We start from the raw sequence: 19,111 nt of genomic DNA, 5'->3' as shown, positions 1-19,111 counted from the left end.
GGCGACCTGATCCGCGGCGCGACCCGATGAATCCCGTCGCGCCCGCCGAGATCCCCCTGTCCCTCGACCAGCTCCGGGGCCTGCACCTGCCCGGAGGCGCCGCCGGCGCCGTGCAGGGCGAGGTCGTGGCCGCGGCCGCCCTGGGCTTCCTCGCCGCCCTGCTGGTCGGGCTCGTGCGCTACGCGCGCGGCCGGGCGCGGGCCACCCTGCGCCGGGCGGCGCTCGCCGAGCTCGCCCGGAGCCGTGGCCTCAACCCGGAGGCGCGCCTCGTCGCCCAGGCCCGGCTGCTGCGCAGACTCGACCGAACCCTCGACCGGTCCGGCGAGGCCGGGGCAGGGCTCGGAACCCGGGCGGCGGGCGCGGCCTGGGCGGCCCGGCTGGACGGGCTGTTCCGGACCGACTTCTTCACCCGGGGCGCCGGCCGGGTGCTCGCCGACGGGCTGTACCGGCGACAGGATCCCGACCTCGACGCCCTGGACGCCGAGCTCGCCCGCCTGATCGGGCGGCTGCGGGCATGAGCGGATTCCTGCCCGCGTGGCTCAGCGCGCTCCTGTCGGCCTTCGACCTCGCCGCGCCCTGGGCGCTGCTGGCGCTGCCCCTGCCGCTGCTGGCCGCGCGCCTGATCCCGGCGGAGCCGGAGGGCGGCAGCGGCGCCCTGCGCGTGCCCGCCACCCTGGTGGCCGGCGCGCGCGCCGGCGCCGACCGCGCGGCCCGGGGCCGGCGGCGGGCGCTGCTCACCTGGACGCTGTGGATCGCCCTGGTGGCGGCGCTGTCGGGCCCGCGCCTCGTCATGCCGGCGGCCGCCCTCCCGGCCTCGGGCCGCGAGATCATGATCGCCATGGACCTGTCGGGCTCGATGGAGCGGCGCGACTTCGCCCTCGACGGCGAGACCGTGAACCGGCTCACCGCGGTCAAGCGCGTCGGCACCGACTTCATCCGGCGCCGGGCCGGGGACCGGATCGGCCTCGTGATCTTCGCCGACCAGGCCTACGTGGCGGCGGCGCCGAGCTTCGACACCGCGGCGGTCGCCCGGGCGCTGGACGAGGCCACGATCGGCATCAGCGGCCGCTCCACCGGGATCGGCGACGGCCTCGGGCTCGCCCTGCGCCGGCTGGACCCGCGGGACGCCGGGGGCGACGCCGCCGGGGCCAGGCCGGGCGAGAAGGCCGTGATCCTGCTGTCGGACGGCGCCAACAATGCCGGCCAGACCGCCCCCAAGGACGTGGCGGAGCTCGCCAAGGAACTCGGCATCAAGGTCTACACGATCGCCCTGGGGCCCCGCGACATGGCCGACGCCGACGGCGAGCAGGACGTGGTCGACACCGAGACCCTGCGCGACATGGCGCGGGCGAGCGGCGGCGAGGCGTTCCGGGTGCGCACCACCGAGGATCTGGTCCGGGTCGCCGACGCCATCGACCGGCTGGAGGGCGGCCGCGCCCTCGCCCCGCCCCTGCCGCTCCGCCGGGACCTCTGGCCCTGGCCGGCCGCCCTGGCTTTCCTCAGCGCCGCGCTCCTGCTGGCCAGCCGGAGGGGCGCGTGATGGTACGATACCCCGCGCCCCCGACCCTCCCCCGCGTCCCGCGGTGCCGGGGCGCGGCGCCGGCCTCGGGGGCGGGAATGCGGGTCGGAGGGTCCGCCCGATGAGCGCCCTCGACGCCGTCGCCCTCCTGCGCCCCTGGTGGTTCCTGGCGATCCCGGTCGTGGTCCTGCTGGCCCTTCGCGCCGCGTGGCGCTCGGCGCCGCTGGGCGACTGGGCCCGGGCCGTCGACCCGGCGCTGATGGCCCATCTCGCCCGGGCCGGCGCGGTCCTCGGCGGCCGGCGGCAGGCGAACCTCGCCGCCGCGCTGGCGGCCGGGCTGATCGCCCTGGCGCTGACCGGCCCCGCGGTGGAGCGGGCGGACGGGCGGACCTTCCGCAACCTCGACGAGACCGTGCTCGTCGTCGACCTGTCGCGGTCGGTCACCGAGGGCGGCAACCTCCAGGGCGTCCGGCAGGCCGCCGCCGCCGTGGCGGAGGCCGCCGGCACCCGGGCGGTCGCCCTCGTGGTCTACGCGGGCGACGCCTACCTCGCCGCCTCCCCGACCACGGACCGCGACAGCCTCGGCACCACCCTGTTCGCCCTCGACGCCGACACGGTGCCGGACCGCGGCTCGCACCCCGAGCGCGGGCTGGCGCTGGCCCGCCGCACCCTCGCGGAGGCCAGCGTGGTGGCGGCCGACGTGGTGCTGATCAGCGACGGCGACGGCATCGGCGAGGCCGCCACCCGCGAGGCCCGCGCCATCGCCGAGCACGGCTGGCGGCTCCAGGCCCTCTACGTCCCGGCCGACAAGCCGCTGCCGCCCGGCGCGCCGAAGCCCGACCGGACCGCCCTCGACGCCCTCGCCCGGGCCGGCGGCGGCACGGCCGCCGACATCGCGACCCCGGGCCCGGTGCTCGACGCGGTCGGGGCCGGCCTCGCCCAGCACCTCGCGGCGGGCGGCTACGGCGTCCTGGCCTACGCGGATCTCGGGCGCTGGCTGCTGCTGCTGGCGGCGCTGCCGGCGCTGCTGCTGTTCCGCAGGAGCGCGTGATGCGGCTGACCCTTCCCGAGACCGGCCTCGCCGCCCCGCTCCGGGCCGGCCTGCCGCCGCGCTGGCGGCGGCTCGCCCGGATCGCCGGCCTCGCCCTCGCCGGGATCGGCCTCCTGGCGCTGCTCGCGGTCTCGCAGCCCCGCACCGGCTTCGGGCGGCTGCTGATGGGTCTCGGCCTGCCGGGCCTAGCCGCGGACGTGTTCGTCGATCCGGCCTGGCGCGCCGCCGCGCTCTACGAGGCCGGCCGCTACGAGGAGGCGGTCGCGCTGTTCCGTGCCGGCGGGCGGCGGGCGAGCTACAATCTCGGCAACGCTCTGGCCAGGGCCGGCGACCTCGACGGGGCGCTCGCGGCCTACGACGAGGCCCTGCGCTTCAACCCCCGCGACGCCGACGCCCAGGCCAACCGCTCGCTGATCGCCCGGATGCGAGCCGAGGTGATCGACCGCGGGCCCGGCGGCGGCATCGCCAACGGCACCGCCCAGTACGGCGCCCGCTACAACAACACCGCCAACCAGGACCAGAACAACGACATCAACGCCGCCTCCAGCGGCGAGGGTCTCGCCGGCAACAAGGAATCGAACGCCAGCGCGTCGCTGCCCGGCAACAGCAAGGTCGCCCGCCGCGGCAAGGCCGAGCAGCAGTCGATCGACGCCGGCAAGGGCCAGGCCCGGGGCTCGGCCGGCGACGCCGCCGGCCGCGGCCGGACCGGCGGCGGCTCAGCCATGGTGGCCGAGGCGCCCGAGCGCGAGGTCCGCCGGGTGACCAAGAGCTTCGAGGCCCACGAGATCCGCCCGGACCGGCTCTGGCTCCAGACCCTGCCGGACGATCCCGGCCGCTATCTCAAGCTGCGCCTGCGCGCCGAGCAGACCCGCCGGGTCGAGGCCGGCACCGCGATCCCCGCCGGGAGCAACCCGTGGTAAGTGTTTTCGGCGTTTCCGAGCGGCGCGCCCTGACCCGCGCCCTGACCCGCGCCCTCATCCTCCTCGCGCCCTTCCTAGGCCCCCTGCCCGCCCGGGCCGAGATCGAGCCGGGCGACCTCACGCTGACGGTGACCGCGGAGCTCAACGGCAACAGCGCCCCCTTCCCCCGCGAGATGGTGCTGCTGAAGATCCACGGGGTCTACAAGCAGCCGATCCTGCTCGAGGAGGTGGTGCAGCCCTCCCTCGCCAACTTCTCGTGGACGCAGCTCGGCCGCGACCACTGGAGCCGGACCAAGCTCCCCGACGGCCAGAGCGCCATCGCGTTCGACCGCACCGTGGCGGTCTTCCCGCACCATGCCGGCCAGTTCACCATCGAGCCGTTCGTCCACAAGCTCACCGTCAACGATGTCGGCGAGCGGCGGGTCGTCGAGGTCCGCTCGAAGCCGATCCCCTTCCCGGTCGCACCCTGGACCGAGCCCACCGGCGGCCCCGACGCCAAGGAGCCCTGGTGGCTGCCCGCCAAGGACGTGGCGATCACCGATTCCTGGAGCCCGGACCCGGAGACCATCAAGGTCGGCGAGACCACCCGCCGGATCGTCACCCTGGAGGCCCAGGGCATGGTCGCCGAAGGCCTGCCGCCCCGGCCGGTCATGCGCACCCGCGGCATCATCACCTTCGCGGGCCCTGTCACCCGCGAGACGCTGCTGACGCCCTCGGGACCCGTGGCGCGGGCCACCTACCAGTGGGACGTGAAGCCCGGCGTGCCGGAGATCATCCCCCTCGACGCCATCGCGATCCCGTGGTTCGACACCAACACCCGCACGATGCGCGAGACCGAGATCCCGGCCCGGCAGATCGGCGGCGGCCTGCCCGACCGCGAGACCGAGCGGGCGCCCCCCGCGATCCCCTCGCCCCTCGTCGTCGCCGCCTCGGCGCTCGCCGCCTTCGGGCTGGGCCTCGCGCTGATCGGCTTCGGCCTCGGGCGGCCGCGCCTGCGCCTCTCCGGCGCGGCGCGGCGCTCCTTACGCGCGGCGGCCCGGGCCGGCGACCCGGCCGGGTTCCGCGCGGCCCTCGACGCGGCCCAGCGGGACGCCCCCGACCTCGCCCGGACCTGGCGGGCGCGGCCCGACCTCGCGGCCGCCTTCGCGGCCCTCGACCGGGCGGTCTTCGGCGCGGCGGGCGCGCCCGTCCCGGATCTCCGGGCCCTGGCCCAAGCCCTGTCGCGCGCCGCGCCTGGGGAAGCCGCGGCCCCCGCGGCGGACCGGCTCGCACCGCTCGACGGCCCGGTCCGCTGAGCGCGGCGCGGCGCGGCTCCGCATCTCGTGAAGGCGGGCGCGGGAACGCAAGCCGGGACCGGGATTTGGGCTGCCGGAACCGACCGGCACCGGAGAGCCCCATGCCCGCGACCCCGCACCGATCCGCCCGCGCCGCCACGCGCCGCCCGACCATGGGCGCCCCGACCGTCGCCCTCGCCACCGCCCTCGTGACCCTCCTGGTCCTGCCGGCCGCGCTGCCGTCGGCGGCCCTCGCCCGGTCCTCCGGCACCGAGCGCGCGCTGAAGATGGTCGACACCGACCACGACGGCACGATCGACCTGGCCGAGGCCCAGGCCGCCGCCGGCAAGGTCTTCGACGCCGCCGAGACCGACAAGGACGGCACCGTCGACGCCAGGGAGCTGAAGGGCCGGCTCAGCAAGAAGGACCTGAAGACCGCCGACACCGATTCCGACGGCACCCTCGACCGCAAGGAATACCTCGCCCTGGTCGAGCAGCGCTTCAAGGCGGCCGATCCCGACAACGACGGCACCCTCGACGCCGAGGAGCTCAAGACTCCGGCGGGGCGCAGCCTCCTTCAGCTCCTGAAGTAAGCGCGCCTCCCGGAGCTGCCGCCGTTGCACAGTTCATGAGCAAGTATTATTCCTGTGCAACGGCTCACGTTCTGAGCAGGCATCAATATTTTGCACTATCTTGCGTCATCTGAATTGGCCTCGTAGGTTTCGGTTATCCGAGCGGTAAAGCATCGGGTGAACCACCAGGGAGGAGCGCGATGGCACGCGCCAACGAGGTCAAGGACAGGTTTCGCGCGCGGCTGCAGGCGGCCGACGAGCGCAGCAACGACTTCCGGCGGAAGCTGCTCGAGGACGGGTCCCGGGCGCTCCAGCCCGTCATGGGCGTGCTGAACCTGATGGCCGAGGTCCTCAACGAGGAGGACAACGTCCACGGCAGCATCACCGGCCTCGAGGCGAAGATCGATCAGGACAACTTCATCAGCCTGTGCGCGCAGCTGCGCGGCACCGAGTCCGAGCAGAAGATCAAGATCAAGTACGGTCCGGAACTCGGCGGCAGCAACTACATCTCGGTCTCGGGCCTGAACCAGCGCTACAACGAGCGCCTCGTGCCGGGGGCGGCGAGCTGCTCCATCGGCCGGACGGTCGGCAGCGACATCCAGCTCGACGAGCACCGGGGCGACGAGCTGGCCGAGGTGGTCCGCGAGGTCGTCGAGGACTTCTACGCGGCCCAGATCGAGCAGCGCAGCCACTTCGCCTACGCGCGCTGACGCCAGCGGCGGCGCGAACCGATCCGCGCGCCGCCTGCATCCGCCGGCCCGCCCCCGTCCTCGGGGGGACGGCCGGACCCCGCCGAAGGGCTGGGCCCTTCGGAGGCCCCGCCTCAGTCGGCGATGAACTTCAGCCGGTGGTCGCGGTAGAGGTCGACGATCGCCGCGGCGGTCTCCTCGATGGACCGGCGGGTGACGTCGATCGTCGGCCAGCGGTTCTTGGTGAACAGCCGGCGGGACATGGTGATCTCGTCCGCCACCGCTGAGCGGTCGACGTAGAGGGACGATTCGTCGGCGTTGAGGCTCGACAGCCGGTTCTGCCGGATCTGCACGATGCGCTCTGGCGACGCGAACAGGCCGACCACGAGGGGCTTGCGGGCCCGCTCGATCGCCGGCGGCAGCGGCATGCCCGGCACCAGCGGCAGGTTGGTGGTCTTGAGCCCGCGATTGGCGAGGTAGATCGAGGTCGGCGTCTTCGACGTCCGGCTGACGCCGAGCAGGATCACGTCGGCCTCCTCCAGATTGTCCGGCAGGTTGCCGTCGTCGTGGGCCAGCGTGAAGTTCATCGCGTCGATGCGCTTGAAGTACTCGGCGTTCAGCATGTGCTGGGCGCCGGGCCGCGCCGTGGTCTCGGCGCCGAGATACGCGCGCAGCAGGTCGTGGACCGGCCGCAGCACCGACAGGCACGGCGAGCCGGTCTCCCGGGCGACCTCCTCCAGCCGCTCGCCGAGGTCGCCCCCCACCAGCGTGTAGAGGACGAGGCCCGGCGCGGCCCGGATCTCCGAGATCACCCGGTCGAGCTGCGCGGCCGAGCGCACCAGCGGGTAGACGTGCTCGATCGCCGACACGCCCTCGTACTGGGCGGCGGCCGCGCGCCCGACATTGATCAGCGTCTCGCCCGTGGAGTCGGAGACGAGGTGGAGGTGGAAGTAGCTGCGGCCCATTCCGATCGCCTCTGCGGTCGACCTCGCAGCCGACTTTGCGGTCGCCTCGCGCGGCGCCCACGTTGTCCACCGCCGGCCGCCAGGGGAGTCGATGAGTGTGGATAGGATGCCCCGCCGGGCCGGTCCAGGGCGATCCCGGTGCGCGCTGTCGACTCCGCCGTTCACAGGCAGATGATCGGGACGCGCCGAATCCGGCTCTCTGGACGAATCGGCCGCGAATCCGGCGCCCGTACACGACTCGGCGTTGCCAAGGCGCTGTCGGACCATCCGGTTCTCGCAAGTTGGCGGAAATCCTTTAAAGCCCCGTTAACGGCGCGGCGGCGGGGACCGCCTGTGGACGCTTTTGTGCCCCCGAGATTCGGCCCCCCAGAAGAAAAAACAGACTCCAAGATTCTCTCTTATCTTTTCGAAGGGGCCTGTGTGGGGATCGGCGCGCCTCGACTCGACAGGACGCCCGCCGACGGGCATGCGGGGTGAGGGATACGGGATGGGAGCGACCATGACGGGGACGGAGCGCGAGCCCGGGCAGACGACGTCGGGGACGACGTCCGAGCGCAAGGTGCTGCGGGTCCTCGAGGGCGAGGCGATCGGGCCGCCCCCCGCCTGGATGATGCGCCAGGCCGGGCGCTACCTGCCGGAATACCGGGCGACCCGGGCCGAGGCCGGCTCGTTCCTCGACCTCTGCTACAGCCCGGACTTCGCCGTCGAGGTGACGCTCCAGCCGATCCGGCGCTTCGGCTTCGACGCGGCGATCCTGTTCTCCGACATCCTGGTCGTCCCCCACGCGCTCGGCCAGGACGTGCGCTTCGTGGAGGGCGAGGGACCGCGCCTCGACCCGCTCGACGGTCGGGACGCGTTCGCGCGCCTGCGGGAGGCCGGCGACCCGGCGATCATGACCCACCTCGCGCCGGTCTTCGAGACGGTGACGCGGCTGCGGGCCGAATTGCCGGGCGAGACCACGCTGCTCGGCTTCTGCGGCGCGCCCTGGACGGTGGCGAGCTACATGATCGGCGGCCGCGGCACGCCGGACCTCGCCCCCGCGCGGGCGCTCGCCGAGGGCGACACCGCCCTGGTCGACACCCTGATCGACCGCCTCGTCGCCGTGCAGACCGAGTACCTCGTGCGCCAGCTCGAGGCCGGCGCCGACGCGGTGCAGATCTTCGAGTCCCACGCCGGCACCCTGCCGCGCGCCGTGCCCTCTGCCGTTCCGGCCTCGGGCGGCACGGTCGAGCCCGTCGGCGACGTCGCCGAGAGCGCCTTGCCGGGCGCACCTGCCTCCGATGCCCTCACCCGCTGGTCGCTGCGGCCGATCGCCCGCATGGTGGCGGGCGTCCGCGCCCGGGTGCCGGGGGCGAAGATCATCGTGTTCGCCCGCGGCTCGGGCCTCGACGGCCACGCCCGGGTGGTGCCGGAGACCGGCGCCGACGCGGTCGGCGTCGACTGGGGCGTGGACCTGAAGGCCCTGCGGCAGACGGTGCCGGCCGCGTCGGTCACGCAGGGCAACCTGCATCCCGACACGCTGATCGCGGGCGGCGTGGCCCTCGATGCGGCGGTGGACGCGGTGCTCGAGGCGACCGCCGGCCTGCCGCACATCTTCAACCTCGGCCACGGCATCACGCCGCAGACGCCGGTGGCCCATGTCGAGCGGATGCTCGCGCGGCTGCGCGGCCAGAGCTGAGGCCGCGCGTGCTGTACGACTGGATCAAGGCCCTCCACGTCATCAGCCTGATCGCCTGGATGGCCGGGATGCTCTACCTGCCCCGGCTGTTCGTCTACCACGCGAGCCTGCCGCCCGGCGCGGAGGCGCAGTCAGCGACCTTCAAGGTGATGGAGCGCCGCCTGCTCAAGGCGATCATGAACCCCGCCATGATCGCCACCTGGGTGTTCGGGCTGGCGCTCGCCTGGATGAGCGGCTTCTACGCGAGCGTCTGGCTGCAGGCGAAGTTCGCGCTGGTGCTCGCGATGTCGGGCATCCACGGCTGGCTCGCCCGGATGGTCAAGGATTTCGCCGCCGACCGGAACACCCGCGGGCACAAGTTCTACCGGGTGCTCAACGAGGTGCCGACGCTGCTGATGATCGGCATCGTCATCCTGGCGATCGTCAAGCCGGGCCTCTGATCCCGCGATCCCGCGATCCTGTGATCCCGGCCGGAGCCTTTCCGCGGCCGGCCCGTTGGGAGGCCATGTCGAAGCCTCTCGTCCTCGCCCTCGCGCTGGCCGCCCTCGCGGGCCCGGTCGCCGGCGCGATCACCGCGTCCCCCGCCCGGGCCGCGAGCTTCCCGTGCGACAGGGCCGAGGCCCCCGACGAGAAGGCGATCTGCGCCCATCTCCCCCTCAACGACCGGGACGTCGAGATGGCGACCCGGTTCGAGATCCTGAAGAGCGTGCTTCCGATGGGCGGCCAGGCCAAGCTGCGCGACGACCAGGAGGCGTGGCTGACGGAGCGTCGCGCCTGCGGCGGCGACGTCGGCTGCCTGACGGCCGCCTACGACGCCCGGCTGAAGGTCCTGCGCGGGGTCCTGGCGGAATTCGCCAAGCAGGGCCCGTGAGGTCCCGCGCTCAGGCCGCGCGCGGCAGGGCCGCGGCGTCGACGCGGCAATCCGGCCGGCACGCCGCCACGCAGGCGCGCGCCAGCGCCTCGGTGGCGTCGACCAGCAGGCCCGACGGGTCGCTCCCGGCGAGCGCGAGCGGGATCTCCGTGCAGGCCATCACCACCCGGTCGCAGCCGGCCTCGGCCAGCGCCCGGACCTGCGCCTCCAGCAGCGGCGTCGCCTCGGCCACCCGGTGCGCCTTCACCAGCCGGATCGCCGCCGACACCGCGGCCTGACCCGCCTCATCGGGTGCGCGGCACGCGAGCCCGTGCCGCGCCAGCCGCTCCGGGTAGAGCCCGGACCGCAGGGTGCCGTCGGTGGCGAGCAGGCCGATCCGGCCGCCGCTCCCGGTCCGCGCCAGGGTCTCGGCCAGGGTCTCGGCCACCGCGTCGACGATGTGGAGGATCGGCAGGGCGGTCGCGGCCTGCAGCGCCGCGTGCCAGTGATGGGCGGTGTTGCAGGGGATCGCGATCCGGGTGGCGCCGCCGGCCTCGAGCCGCGCCAGGGCGGCGCGGAGCGCCGGCAGCGGGTCCGGGCCGGTGCCCAGGATCGCGTCGGCGCGGTCGGGGATGTCGACGGCCGAGCAGACCAGGGTCGGGATGTGGTCCTGATCGCGCCCCGCGGGCGTCGCCCGCACGAGCTTGGCCAGGAAATCCACCGTGGCCATCGGGCCCATCCCGCCGAGTACACCGAGCATCGCCGCCTCCGACCGTCGCGGCCGCCGTGATGGGCCGCGGCGGGGCAGGAATCCAATGCCGTGTCGGCACCGGCCATGCCGATCTGGCACCGGTTCCTAGAGTTCGGCCGCCAGGGCGGCGGCCGCGGCCCAGACCGCCGCGACCGCGCCGCCGCGCCCGGCCCTGCGATAGAGCCGGATCTCCAGCGGCGTGCCCGGCCCGGCCGCCACGAGGCTGCCGTCGGCGAGCTCGCGGGCGACGAGGCTCTCGGGCAGCCACGCGCGGCCGTGGCCCGCGAGGACCATGAACTTCAGGGCCTCTGCCATGGCGTTCTCGTTGACGTGGGCGGCCGCCGCCCCGTCACCGGCGAGCGCCGCGACCCGGCCCAGGAACGAGTCCCGGGGGTAGCCGAGTCCGGGCCGGTCCGCGGCCGGCCCCGGCCGGTGCACCGGCACGAGGCTGTCCCGGCCGATGGTCAAGTGCGGGAAGGCGGCCGGGTCGAGGGGGATCGGCACCAGGGGATGGTGGTAGGTCAGCAGCAGGTCGTAGCCGCCCTCGGCCAGCGCCTGCACGCAGGCGTGGAAATCGTCCGGCAGGAGCCGGCTGCCGAGCGGCCCGGTGCGGGCCTCGACGTCGCGGAACCAGCCCGGGAAGACGGTCAGCGCCAGGGTGTGGAGCGCCGCCACCGAAACGGTCCGCGGCGGCGGCCGGATCCGGGCGCGGAGCGCGTCGCGGCTGCCGTGGAGCCGCCGCACGGTCTCCTCGGCGGTCTCCAGGAACAGCCGGCCCTCCGGCGTCAGGGCCGTCGGGTAGGTGCTGCGGTCGACCAGCGCGACGCCGAGCCAGCCCTCGAGCGCCCGGATGCGGCGGCCGAAGGCCGGCTGGGTGACGTGGCGCTCGACCGCCGAGCGCGAGAAGCTGCCGGTGCGCGCGAGGCTCAGGAAGTCCTCGAGCCATTTCAGCTCCATCTCGGCTCCATCGCGCGGCGGTCTCAGAGCCGCGCCAGGAGCCGCTCCGCCAGCGGGTTCTCGGCCGCGAAGGCGTAGTCGACCCGCCGCACCGTGACGGCCCGCGCGCCGGCCTCGACCAGGGCGCCGGCGAGCTCGAACACCGCGGCCTCGCGGCAGCGCAGGACGATCTCGCCCTCCGGCCCCCGCGGCGCGCCGTAGGGCAATTCGGCCTCGTGCAGGCCCGCCAGGGTGGCGAGGTCGATCGTACCGCTCTCCGGCAGGGCGGCGCGCACCTCGCGGGTGGTCCGGGCGCGCTCCTCGGCGGCGATGCGGCCGAGCACCGTGCGGAGCGCGGCCCGCTGGCCCTCGCCCCAGGGGGCCTTCAGCGAGGCGACGAGGTTCGCCTCCGAGCGCAGGATGATGCCGTCGTCCAGCACCTTCAGGGCGTTGGCCGAGAGCGTCGCCCCCGTGGTGGTGATGTCGACCACGATCTCGGACGAGCCCGCCGCCGGCGCTCCCTCAGTGGCGCCCAGGCTCTCGACGATCCGGTAATCGGCGACGCCCTTCTCGGCGAAGAACCGGCGGGTCAGGTTCACGTACTTGGTGGCGACCCGCAGGCGCCGGCCGTGGCGGGTCCGCATGCCGGCCGCGACCTCGTCGAGGTCGGACATGTCGCGCACGTCGATCCAGGCCTGGGGCACGGCCACCACCACGGTGGCGTTGCCGAAGCCGAGCGGCGTCAGCAGCTCGACCTGGTCGCGCACGTCCGGCAGGGTCTCGCGGATCAGGTCCTCGCCGGTGACGCCGAGATGGGCGGCGCCCGAGGCGAGCTGCGCGGCGATCTCGGAGGCCGAGAGGTAGCGCACCTCGACGTCGGGCACGCCGATGAGCTTGCCCCGGTAGTCGCGGGCGCCCGCGCCCTGCGCGAGCTTCAGCCCGGCCCGGCCGAAGAACGCGCTGGCATTCTCCTGCAGGCGGCCCTTGGACGGGACGGCGAGGATCAGCGGCATGGCGGCCGCGTCCGAGGCACTCATCGGCCGGCTCCCGCCACGCGCTCGATCCAGAAGGTGCATCCCACCGCCGGCAACGGCGCCGGGCTGCCGAGATGGCCGAGCAGGCCGTCGTAGCGGCCGCCGCCGACCAGGGTCGGGCCGTCCCGCTCGGTCACCTCGAAGATGAAGCCGGTGTAGTAGTCGAGGTTGCGGGCGAAGCCGCCCTGGAAGCGGAAGCGCTCGATCGGCAGGCCGCGGGCCGCGATGAAGCCGGTGCGCTCCTCGAACAGGTCGAGGGCGGCCGCGAGGGCGTCGTGCCGCAGGCCCGCGTCGGCGACGAGCGCCCGCAGGTCGCGGGCGGCGGCGTCCGGATGGCCGGCGATCGCCCGGTAGCGGTCGAGGAGCGCGCGGTTCTCGGTGTTGAGCCCGGCGCCGCCATGGGCCTGCGCGGCGGCCTTGGCGAGGAAGCGCTCGGCGATCTCGCCGGCGCTGCGCCCGCCCACCGCCGAGATCCCGGCGATCGCCAGCACGTCCTCCACGAAGGCGCGCACGCCCCGCGGGTCCTGGCCCTGGATCGCCGCCAGCAGGCCCGCGTGGGGATCCTCGGGACGGGTGCCCTCGGCGCCGTTGGTGACGGCGTCCAGCGAGCGCCCGGCGGCCAGCGCCCGGAGCGTCCGGCGCTTGGCGGCGGGCGGGACCGCGAGCCCGTCGAGGAGCGCCACGGTCAGGCCCATATCGCCGAGCCGCACCGCCGGGTCGGTCCGGCCGAACAGGGCGAGGCCCTCCAGGGCGAGGCCCAGCACCTCGGCGTCGGCCGCCGGCGTGTCGGTCCGCCCGATCGACTCGATGCCGGCCTGGAAGAACTCGTCGGGCTCGTCGGCGGCGAGCCGGAAGACCGGGCCGCAATAGCTGTAATCGGCCGCCTGCCCGTCGGCCTCCGCCCGGTGCAGGCGGCAGACCGGGATGGTGAATTCGGGCCGCAGGCACAGCTCGGCGCCGCCCGCATCCTGGGTGACGAAGATCCGCCGGCGGATATCCTCGCCCGAGAGTTCGAGGAACGGCTCCAGCGGCTGCAGCACCGGCGGCGTCACCGGCCGGTAGCCCGCCGCCGCCAGATGCGCGGAGAGCCGCGCGCGCGCCGCGTCCCCCGCCCCCGTCTCGCCCGCCTCCGGTCGTGTCATCGCGATCCACCTCGCGGGGCAATCCACCTCGCGGGCGCTCTGTAGCAACCGCGACCGGACTTGGCGACACGCACCCGGAAAGCGTGGGGCCGGCGCGCCGCGCAGGACTGCGCAGACCCCGCGCCGCGGCCGGATTCCGCTACGGCGTCAGTGATCGGACCGGCTCAGAGCAGCTCAGAGCGGCCGGAGGCTGCCGAGGCGCGCGCCGCGCGGGCGCCGGACCGGCTTGCGGCGGGCGAGCACGGTCAGGGCGGGCGCCCCCGCCATCCCGGCGCTCAGGATCGGCGCGCTGCCGGTCCCGGGCGTGGCCTGCGCGACGGCGCTGGGCAGCCGGCCGAGGACCGGCCGGGCGGCCCAGACGGGTCCCGCGCCGGCGCAGACCAGGCCGAAGGACAGGACGAGGATCTTCGCGCGCATCCCGACATCTCCGCGGCACCGACCGACGACAACGCCGCCGGAGCCTCTGCGTTCGACGTGCGGTTCGACTTACGGTTCGATGCGCGAGTGTCTCAGATCTCCGTTGACGGAAAATGCCGGGCCAGCACGGCGCGGACCTGCGCCACCAGGTCGGCCTCGGGACACGAGAATTGCGCGGGCCGCGCGGCCTTCCACTCGGCGTTGCTGGCGATGGACTCGGCCGCCCGGGCGCCCTCGATCAGGTCCTTGATCTGGACCTCGCCGGCCAGGCGCTCGTTCGAGCCCTGGATCACCGCCACGGGCGCGCGGCGGCGGTCGGCGTACTTCATCTGCGCCTTCATGCCGGCGGCGCCGAGGTAGAGCTCGGCCCGGATGCCGTCGGCGCGCAGGAGCGCGACGAGCCGCTGGTAATCGGCCATGTTCTCCCGGTCGAGGACCAGCACCACCACCGGCCCGGGGGCCTCGGCGCCGGCGATCAGAGGGCTGCCCACGAGCTGGAGCGCCGAGAACAGCCGAGAGACGCCGATCGAGAAGCCGGTGGCCGGGACCGGCTCGGCCCGGAACCGCCCGACGAGGCCGTCGTAGCGCCCGCCGCCCGCCACCGAGCCGAAGCGCACGGTCTGGCCGTCCTCGTTGGTGACCGGGAAGGTCAGCTCGGCCTCGTAGACCGGGCCGGTATAGTACTCGAGGCCGCGCACCACGCTCGGATCGGCCCGGATCACGTCGTGGCCGTAGCCGGCGGCGGCGCAGAGGCGCATGATCGCGTGCAGCTCGGCGATGCCCTCGCGGCCGGTCTCCGAATCGCCGACCGCCTCGTGCCAGCCGGCGAAGAACTTCTCCCAGAACGCCACCTTGTCGGCGCCGTCGCCGGCATCGGCCTGGAACGACACGTAGGCGAGGATCCGGCCGATCGCCGTGGCGTCGAGGCCGGCGCCCTTGGTGAAGTCGCCGCTCTCGTCCTTGCGGCCGCCGCCGAGCAGGTCGCGCACCCCGTCGACGCCGAGCCGGTCGAGCTTGTCGATCGCCCGCAGGACCGTGAGGCGCTGGCCGGCCTTGTCGGGACCGGCGAGCCCGATCGCCTCCATGACGCCGTCGAGCACCTTCCGGTTGTTGACCTTGACCACGTACTGGCCGCCGAGCCCGAGGCGGTTCAGCGTGTCGGCCATCAGCATGCAGGTCTCGGCATCGGCCGCGACGCTGCCGGCCCCGACGATGTCGGCGTCGAACTGCATGAACTGGCGGAAGCGGCCCGGCCCCGGTTTCTCGTTGCGGAACACGTAGCCGGCCCGGTAGCTGCGATAGGGCTTGGGCAGCCCGTCGTAGTTTTCGGCCACAAACCGGGCCAGCGGCGCCGTCAGGTCGTAGCGGAGCGACAGCCACGCCTCGTCGTCGTCCTGGAACGAGAACACGCCGGCGTTCGGACGGTCGAGGTCGGGCAGGAACTTGCCCAGGGCCTCGGTGTACTCGACGAACGGCGTCTCCAGGGCCTCGAACCCGTAGAGCTCGAAGCTCCTGCGGATCGTCTCCAGCATCCGCCCCTGCGCGGCGATCTCGCCGGCGCGGCGGTCGACGAAGCCGCGTGGCAGGCGGGGCTTCAGGGTCTCGGCCTTCTCGGCCTTCGGGGTCTCGGGCTTGGACATGGGCGCATTCGCTCTCGCGGACCCGGAATCCGGGTCCCGCATCGAATCTTCGATCGTCTCCGGCGGGCGGAGATCCTGCGGCCGGGCTCTAGAGCATGCCGGGCGAAAGGGGAATTCGGTTTGCGGGCGCTCTGGCCGCCCGATCATCCAGCCCGATCATCCAGCCCGATCATCCAGCAATGTCGTCCTTGCGGGCGGAGCGAGCGATCCAGGCAGCGCCACGCTTGTCGAGGTCGCGCCGCCCTGGGTCACGTCGCTGCGCTGGTGATGACGGAAAGGGCGCATCGACCGGAGCGGTGAAGCGGAACCCTGCCGGAACTCCGCGCGCCCATGCGCCTTTTCCCGGATCGGGTTCCGCTTCGCTCTCCCGGTCCGGCACAGGGCGCGGTTCACCCGGACCAAAGACCTCAGTACGGCGCCGTCAGCTTGAGCCAGAGCAGCGCCGCGAGACTCACCACGGCGATCGGCATCTGCAGCGGGCGCAGGCGGGCATGCGACAGCGGCACCTCGCCGGCGCGCGCCGCGATCGGGTCGAGGATCCCGATGGCCGCGTAGCCGAGGATCAGCATCGCGAGGGCCGGCACCGCCTTGCCCATCACCGCCGCGAACAGGCTGCCCAGCCCGAGGCCGTAGAGGACCAGCATGGTGACGATCTGCGACACCTGCGGGCCGCCCTCGGTCCGGAAGCTGACGCCGCGGCGCACGCCGGCCAGGAACAGCAGGATCGAGGCGGCGTAGAGCAGGGTGAACAGCGCCACGAGGTAGTCGAGGGGTTTGCCGTTCAGCCACCATGCCACGGCGGCGCCGACGGCGATCGGCAGCATCGGGCCGAAGCCGAAGACGATCTCGAGCCAGGGGATCCGGCGCGGCTCGTGCGTGGTGAGGGTGCGTCCGGTGGCATCGTCGCGCATGGCGGTCTGGGGGAACTCTCGATTCGACGGTCTGCTGCGCCGCAGCACCGGGACAGGGAACGGCCGCGCACCGGCCGGGTTCCGAAACCCGGGTCCGGGCCCGGTTCGACGCGGCCCGTGTAGCGCCGCCGCGGCGCTCCGGCGAGGCCCCGCCGGTCCGTAAACGCGTCACCCGGTCGCCCGCGTCCCCGTCGGCGTCCCGGGCCAATGTCCGGGCCCTTGAGTGCGGGCGAGAAAGGCGTTATCTGTGTGGGGCCCTCATCACAAGGTCTGCGCCGCAGCGCGCCCGTGAGCCGCGAGGGTCCTGCCTCATCGGTTTCGCCAACCTGACCCCGGGCCCCTCGCCGCAGCGCGGCCCGCTCTCCGGTGCCCATCCCCCGGGCACCTGGCACTGAACCGGCCCTCCCACCACCTCCGTCGGTTGCAAGATACCCCCATGACGCCAAATCCCGACGCCCTCGCCGACGATATCGAGACCGCGGAGCCGGCCGACGCGCCGACCATGCCCGCCGCCCTCGAGGGCGTCCGCGAGGTCAAGCTCCAGGACCTCAAGTCGAAGACGCCGACCGACCTGACGGCCTTCGCCGAGGAGGTCGAGGTCGAGAACGCCTCGACCATGCGCAAGCAGGAGTTGATGTTCGCCATCCTGAAGCAGCTCGCTGCCAAGGAGGTCGAGATCATCGGCTCGGGCACCGTCGAGGTGCTGCAGGACGGCTTCGGCTTCCTGCGCTCCTCCGACTCGAACTACCTGCCCGGCCCGGACGACATCTACATCTCGCCGACCCAGATCCGCCGCTTCGGCCTGCGGACCGGCGACACCGTCGAGGGCCCGATCCGCGGCCCCAAGGACGGCGAGCGCTACTTCGCGCTCCTGAAGGTCAACACGATCAACTTCGAGAATCCGGAGAAGATCAAGCACAAGGTCCACTTCGACAACCTGACGCCGCTCTTCCCGACGAAGCGGTTCAAGCTCGAGCTGGACAACCCGACCAAGAAGGATTTCTCGCCGCGGATCATCGACATCGTGGCGCCGATCGGCAAGGGCCAGCGCGCCCTGATCGTGGCGCCGCCGCGCACGGGTAAGACCGTGCTGATGCAGAACATCGCGCAGTCGATCACCCTCAACCACCCCGAGTGCTACCTGATCGTGCTGCTCATCGACGAGCGGCCCGAGGAGGTCACCGACATGCAGCGCTCGGTGAAGGGCGAGGTCATCGCCTCGACCTTCGACGAGCCGGCCACCCGCCACGTGCAGGTCGCCGAGATGGTGATCGAGAAGGCCAAGCGCCTCGTGGAGCACGGGCGCGATGTGGTGATCCTGCTGGATTCCATCACGCGCCTCGGCCGCGCCTACAACACCGTGGTGCCGTCCTCCGGCAAGGTGCTGACCGGCGGCGTCGACGCCAACGCCCTGCAGCGGCCCAAGCGCTTCTTCGGCGCCGCCCGCAACATCGAGGAGGGCGGCTCGCTCTCGATCATCGCCACGGCGCTGATCGACACCGGCTCGCGCATGGACGAGGTGATCTTCGAGGAGTTCAAGGGCACCGGCAACTCCGAGATCATCCTGGACCGCAAGGTCTCCGACAAGCGCATCTTCCCGGCGATCGACATCACCCGCTCGGGCACCCGCAAGGAGGAGCTGCTGGTCCCGCCGGATTCGCTCAAGAAGACCTACGTGCTGCGCCGCATCCTCAACCCGATGGGCGTCACCGACGCGATCGAGTTCCTGCTCGACAAGCTGCGCCAGACCAAGAGCAACGGCGACTTCTTCGACTCGATGAATACCTGAGGCCGTCCCCGGCCGCGGGCATCGCCGCCGTCCCCGCGAGCGGAGCGATCCAGGCAGCGCCACGGCGGCAAGCCGCGCGCTGGCCTGGGTCACGTCCCTGCGCTCCGGTCCCTCAGGATCGGGAAGCGGATGGGACGGGGGTCGCGCCCGCCGTGCGGGACGCCTGTCCCGCGGCGGCACGAAACGCGATTCCGGCCCGATCGGGCCGTTGACCGTCTCCTAACCGGCCTCTGCCAAGGTTCCATCCGGGCGCCAGGTAGCGTATCGGCCCCGCGACAGCCCCGCCGGCCGGTCCATCCCGGCGGCGGGGCTCGTCGCAGCCGGCTTGCACCGATCCCCGGATCCGTGACACTGGCGCGATGCCCCGCTCGCCCTGGACCGGTCCGGATCCGCTCCTCCTCGCCTCGACCAGCCCGACCCGGCGCCTCCTCCTGGAGAGCGCCGCCCTGCCGGTCGAGACCGCCGCCCCGGACGTCGACGAGCGCGCCCTCGAGGCGGCGAGCGCCGGCCTGTCCCCGCCCGACCTCGCCCTGCACCTCGCCCGCGCCAAGGCCGAGTCGGTGGCGGCGCGCCATCCCGGGCGGCTCGTCCTCGGCGCCGACCAGGTGCTCGACCTCGACGGCACCGTGTTCCACAAGCCGGCCGACGGCGCGTCGGCCCGGGCGCAGCTCGCCCGTCTGTCCGGGCGCACCCACGCCCTTCATTCCGCCGTGGTCCTGGCCGGGGTGGTCGAGGACGCCTTCGTGGAGACCGCGCGGCTGACCCTGCGCCCCCTCGATGAAAGGGCGATCGCGGCCTATGTGGACTGCGCCGGCGCGGAGCGCGTGCGGGCGAGCGTCGGCGGCTACCAGCTCGAGGGGCCGGGGATCCACCTGTTCGAATCGGTCGCGGGCGATCACAGCACCGTGCTGGGCCTGCCGCTTCTGCCGCTCCTCGCGCGGCTGCGCGCCGCCGGGCTTCTGGCTTTCTGAGG

The 19,111-nt window shown here is 73.7% G+C and carries 20 protein-coding genes; 12 read left to right on the top strand and 8 right to left on the bottom strand.

Annotated features, from left to right (window positions below):
* Nucleotides 1-26 precede the first annotated feature (26 nt).
* The 7 genes from BM314_RS16065 (at nt 27) to BM314_RS16035 (ending at nt 6,046) form a co-directional block, all read left to right on the top strand.
* Complete coding sequence (locus BM314_RS16065) at nt 27-518, top strand: DUF4381 family protein (RefSeq protein ID WP_091978961.1); 492 nt, start codon at nt 27-29, stop codon at nt 516-518.
* Complete coding sequence (locus tag BM314_RS16060; RefSeq protein WP_170868126.1) at nt 515-1,540, top strand: VWA domain-containing protein; 1,026 nt, start codon at nt 515-517, stop codon at nt 1,538-1,540. The genes BM314_RS16065 and BM314_RS16060 overlap by 4 nt, the downstream gene beginning before the upstream one ends.
* A gap of 100 nt (nt 1,541-1,640) precedes the next feature.
* A complete protein-coding gene (locus BM314_RS16055) occupies nt 1,641-2,570 on the top strand; it encodes a VWA domain-containing protein (protein ID WP_091926962.1) in 930 nt (309 codons plus the stop codon).
* On the top strand, nt 2,570-3,490 hold the full coding sequence (locus BM314_RS16050; protein ID WP_042672380.1) for a tetratricopeptide repeat protein: 921 nt from the start codon (nt 2,570-2,572) through the stop codon (nt 3,488-3,490). The genes BM314_RS16055 and BM314_RS16050 overlap by 1 nt, the downstream gene beginning before the upstream one ends.
* A 41-nt stretch (nt 3,491-3,531) precedes the next feature.
* Nucleotides 3,532-4,785: a hypothetical protein gene (locus BM314_RS16045; protein ID WP_244539959.1), complete on the top strand. Its 1,254-nt coding sequence runs from the start codon at nt 3,532-3,534 to the stop codon at nt 4,783-4,785.
* Nucleotides 4,786-4,886: 101 nt separating this feature from the next.
* Nucleotides 4,887-5,357, top strand: coding sequence for an EF-hand domain-containing protein (locus tag BM314_RS16040; RefSeq protein WP_170868125.1), 471 nt, complete (start codon nt 4,887-4,889; stop codon nt 5,355-5,357).
* A 179-nt stretch (nt 5,358-5,536) separates the two neighbouring features.
* Complete coding sequence (locus BM314_RS16035) at nt 5,537-6,046, top strand: hypothetical protein (RefSeq protein WP_042672382.1); 510 nt, start codon at nt 5,537-5,539, stop codon at nt 6,044-6,046.
* A gap of 113 nt (nt 6,047-6,159) precedes the next feature.
* On the opposite strand, the gene BM314_RS16030 is transcribed toward BM314_RS16035, so the two are convergent.
* Nucleotides 6,160-6,990, bottom strand: coding sequence for a pyruvate, water dikinase regulatory protein (locus BM314_RS16030; protein WP_020094046.1), 831 nt, complete (start codon nt 6,988-6,990; stop codon nt 6,160-6,162).
* A 487-nt stretch (nt 6,991-7,477) separates the two neighbouring features.
* Here BM314_RS16030 and BM314_RS16025 point away from each other — a divergent pair, with 487 nt between their 5' ends.
* The 3 genes from BM314_RS16025 (at nt 7,478) to BM314_RS16015 (ending at nt 9,539) form a co-directional block, all read left to right on the top strand.
* Nucleotides 7,478-8,668 (top strand): uroporphyrinogen decarboxylase, encoded by a 1,191-nt coding sequence (locus tag BM314_RS16025; protein ID WP_091978956.1) that lies wholly within the window; start codon nt 7,478-7,480, stop codon nt 8,666-8,668.
* Nucleotides 8,669-8,676: 8 nt separating this feature from the next.
* Nucleotides 8,677-9,108 (top strand): protoporphyrinogen oxidase HemJ, encoded by a 432-nt coding sequence (hemJ, locus tag BM314_RS16020; RefSeq protein ID WP_020094048.1) that lies wholly within the window; start codon nt 8,677-8,679, stop codon nt 9,106-9,108.
* 65 nt (nt 9,109-9,173) lie between these two features.
* Nucleotides 9,174-9,539, top strand: coding sequence for a lysozyme inhibitor LprI family protein (locus BM314_RS16015; protein WP_020094049.1), 366 nt, complete (start codon nt 9,174-9,176; stop codon nt 9,537-9,539).
* Between the two features lie 10 nt (nt 9,540-9,549).
* Here the strand turns inward: BM314_RS16015 and BM314_RS16010 are convergent, their stop codons facing one another.
* The 7 genes from BM314_RS16010 to BM314_RS15980 form a co-directional block, all read right to left on the bottom strand.
* Entirely contained in the window at nt 9,550-10,278 is a 729-nt protein-coding gene (locus tag BM314_RS16010; protein WP_091978954.1) for a cysteate racemase, read from the bottom strand.
* A 96-nt stretch (nt 10,279-10,374) separates the two neighbouring features.
* Nucleotides 10,375-11,226 carry a LysR family transcriptional regulator gene (locus BM314_RS16005; protein ID WP_091978952.1) on the bottom strand — a complete coding sequence of 284 codons (852 nt, stop codon included), beginning with the start codon at nt 11,224-11,226 and terminating at the stop codon, nt 10,375-10,377.
* 23 nt (nt 11,227-11,249) lie between these two features.
* On the bottom strand, nt 11,250-12,242 hold the full coding sequence (gene hisG / locus BM314_RS16000) for an ATP phosphoribosyltransferase (protein ID WP_091978950.1): 993 nt from the start codon (nt 12,240-12,242) through the stop codon (nt 11,250-11,252).
* A complete protein-coding gene (locus BM314_RS15995; protein WP_020094053.1) occupies nt 12,239-13,381 on the bottom strand; it encodes an ATP phosphoribosyltransferase regulatory subunit in 1,143 nt (380 codons plus the stop codon). The genes hisG and BM314_RS15995 overlap by 4 nt, the downstream gene beginning before the upstream one ends.
* Before the next feature lie 174 nt (nt 13,382-13,555).
* Nucleotides 13,556-13,798, bottom strand: coding sequence for a hypothetical protein (locus BM314_RS15990; protein ID WP_091680942.1), 243 nt, complete (start codon nt 13,796-13,798; stop codon nt 13,556-13,558).
* A gap of 92 nt (nt 13,799-13,890) precedes the next feature.
* Nucleotides 13,891-15,438, bottom strand: coding sequence for a histidine--tRNA ligase (gene hisS / locus BM314_RS15985; protein WP_056533631.1), 1,548 nt, complete (start codon nt 15,436-15,438; stop codon nt 13,891-13,893).
* A gap of 407 nt (nt 15,439-15,845) precedes the next feature.
* Complete coding sequence (locus BM314_RS15980; RefSeq protein WP_091978948.1) at nt 15,846-16,349, bottom strand: DUF3429 domain-containing protein; 504 nt, start codon at nt 16,347-16,349, stop codon at nt 15,846-15,848.
* 502 nt (nt 16,350-16,851) lie between these two features.
* On the opposite strand from BM314_RS15980, the gene rho reads away from it, so the two are divergent.
* Both rho and BM314_RS15970 read left to right on the top strand, forming a co-directional pair.
* Nucleotides 16,852-18,138: a transcription termination factor Rho gene (gene rho, locus BM314_RS15975; protein WP_085986776.1), complete on the top strand. Its 1,287-nt coding sequence runs from the start codon at nt 16,852-16,854 to the stop codon at nt 18,136-18,138.
* 359 nt (nt 18,139-18,497) lie between these two features.
* Nucleotides 18,498-19,109 (top strand): Maf family protein, encoded by a 612-nt coding sequence (locus tag BM314_RS15970; protein WP_091978946.1) that lies wholly within the window; start codon nt 18,498-18,500, stop codon nt 19,107-19,109.
* Nucleotides 19,110-19,111 lie beyond the last annotated feature (2 nt).

It is taken from the genome of Methylobacterium sp. 13MFTsu3.1M2 (genome assembly GCF_900112625.1).
Lineage (GTDB): Bacteria > Pseudomonadota > Alphaproteobacteria > Rhizobiales > Beijerinckiaceae > Methylobacterium.
This window is presented reverse-complemented; position numbering and strand designations above follow the sequence as displayed.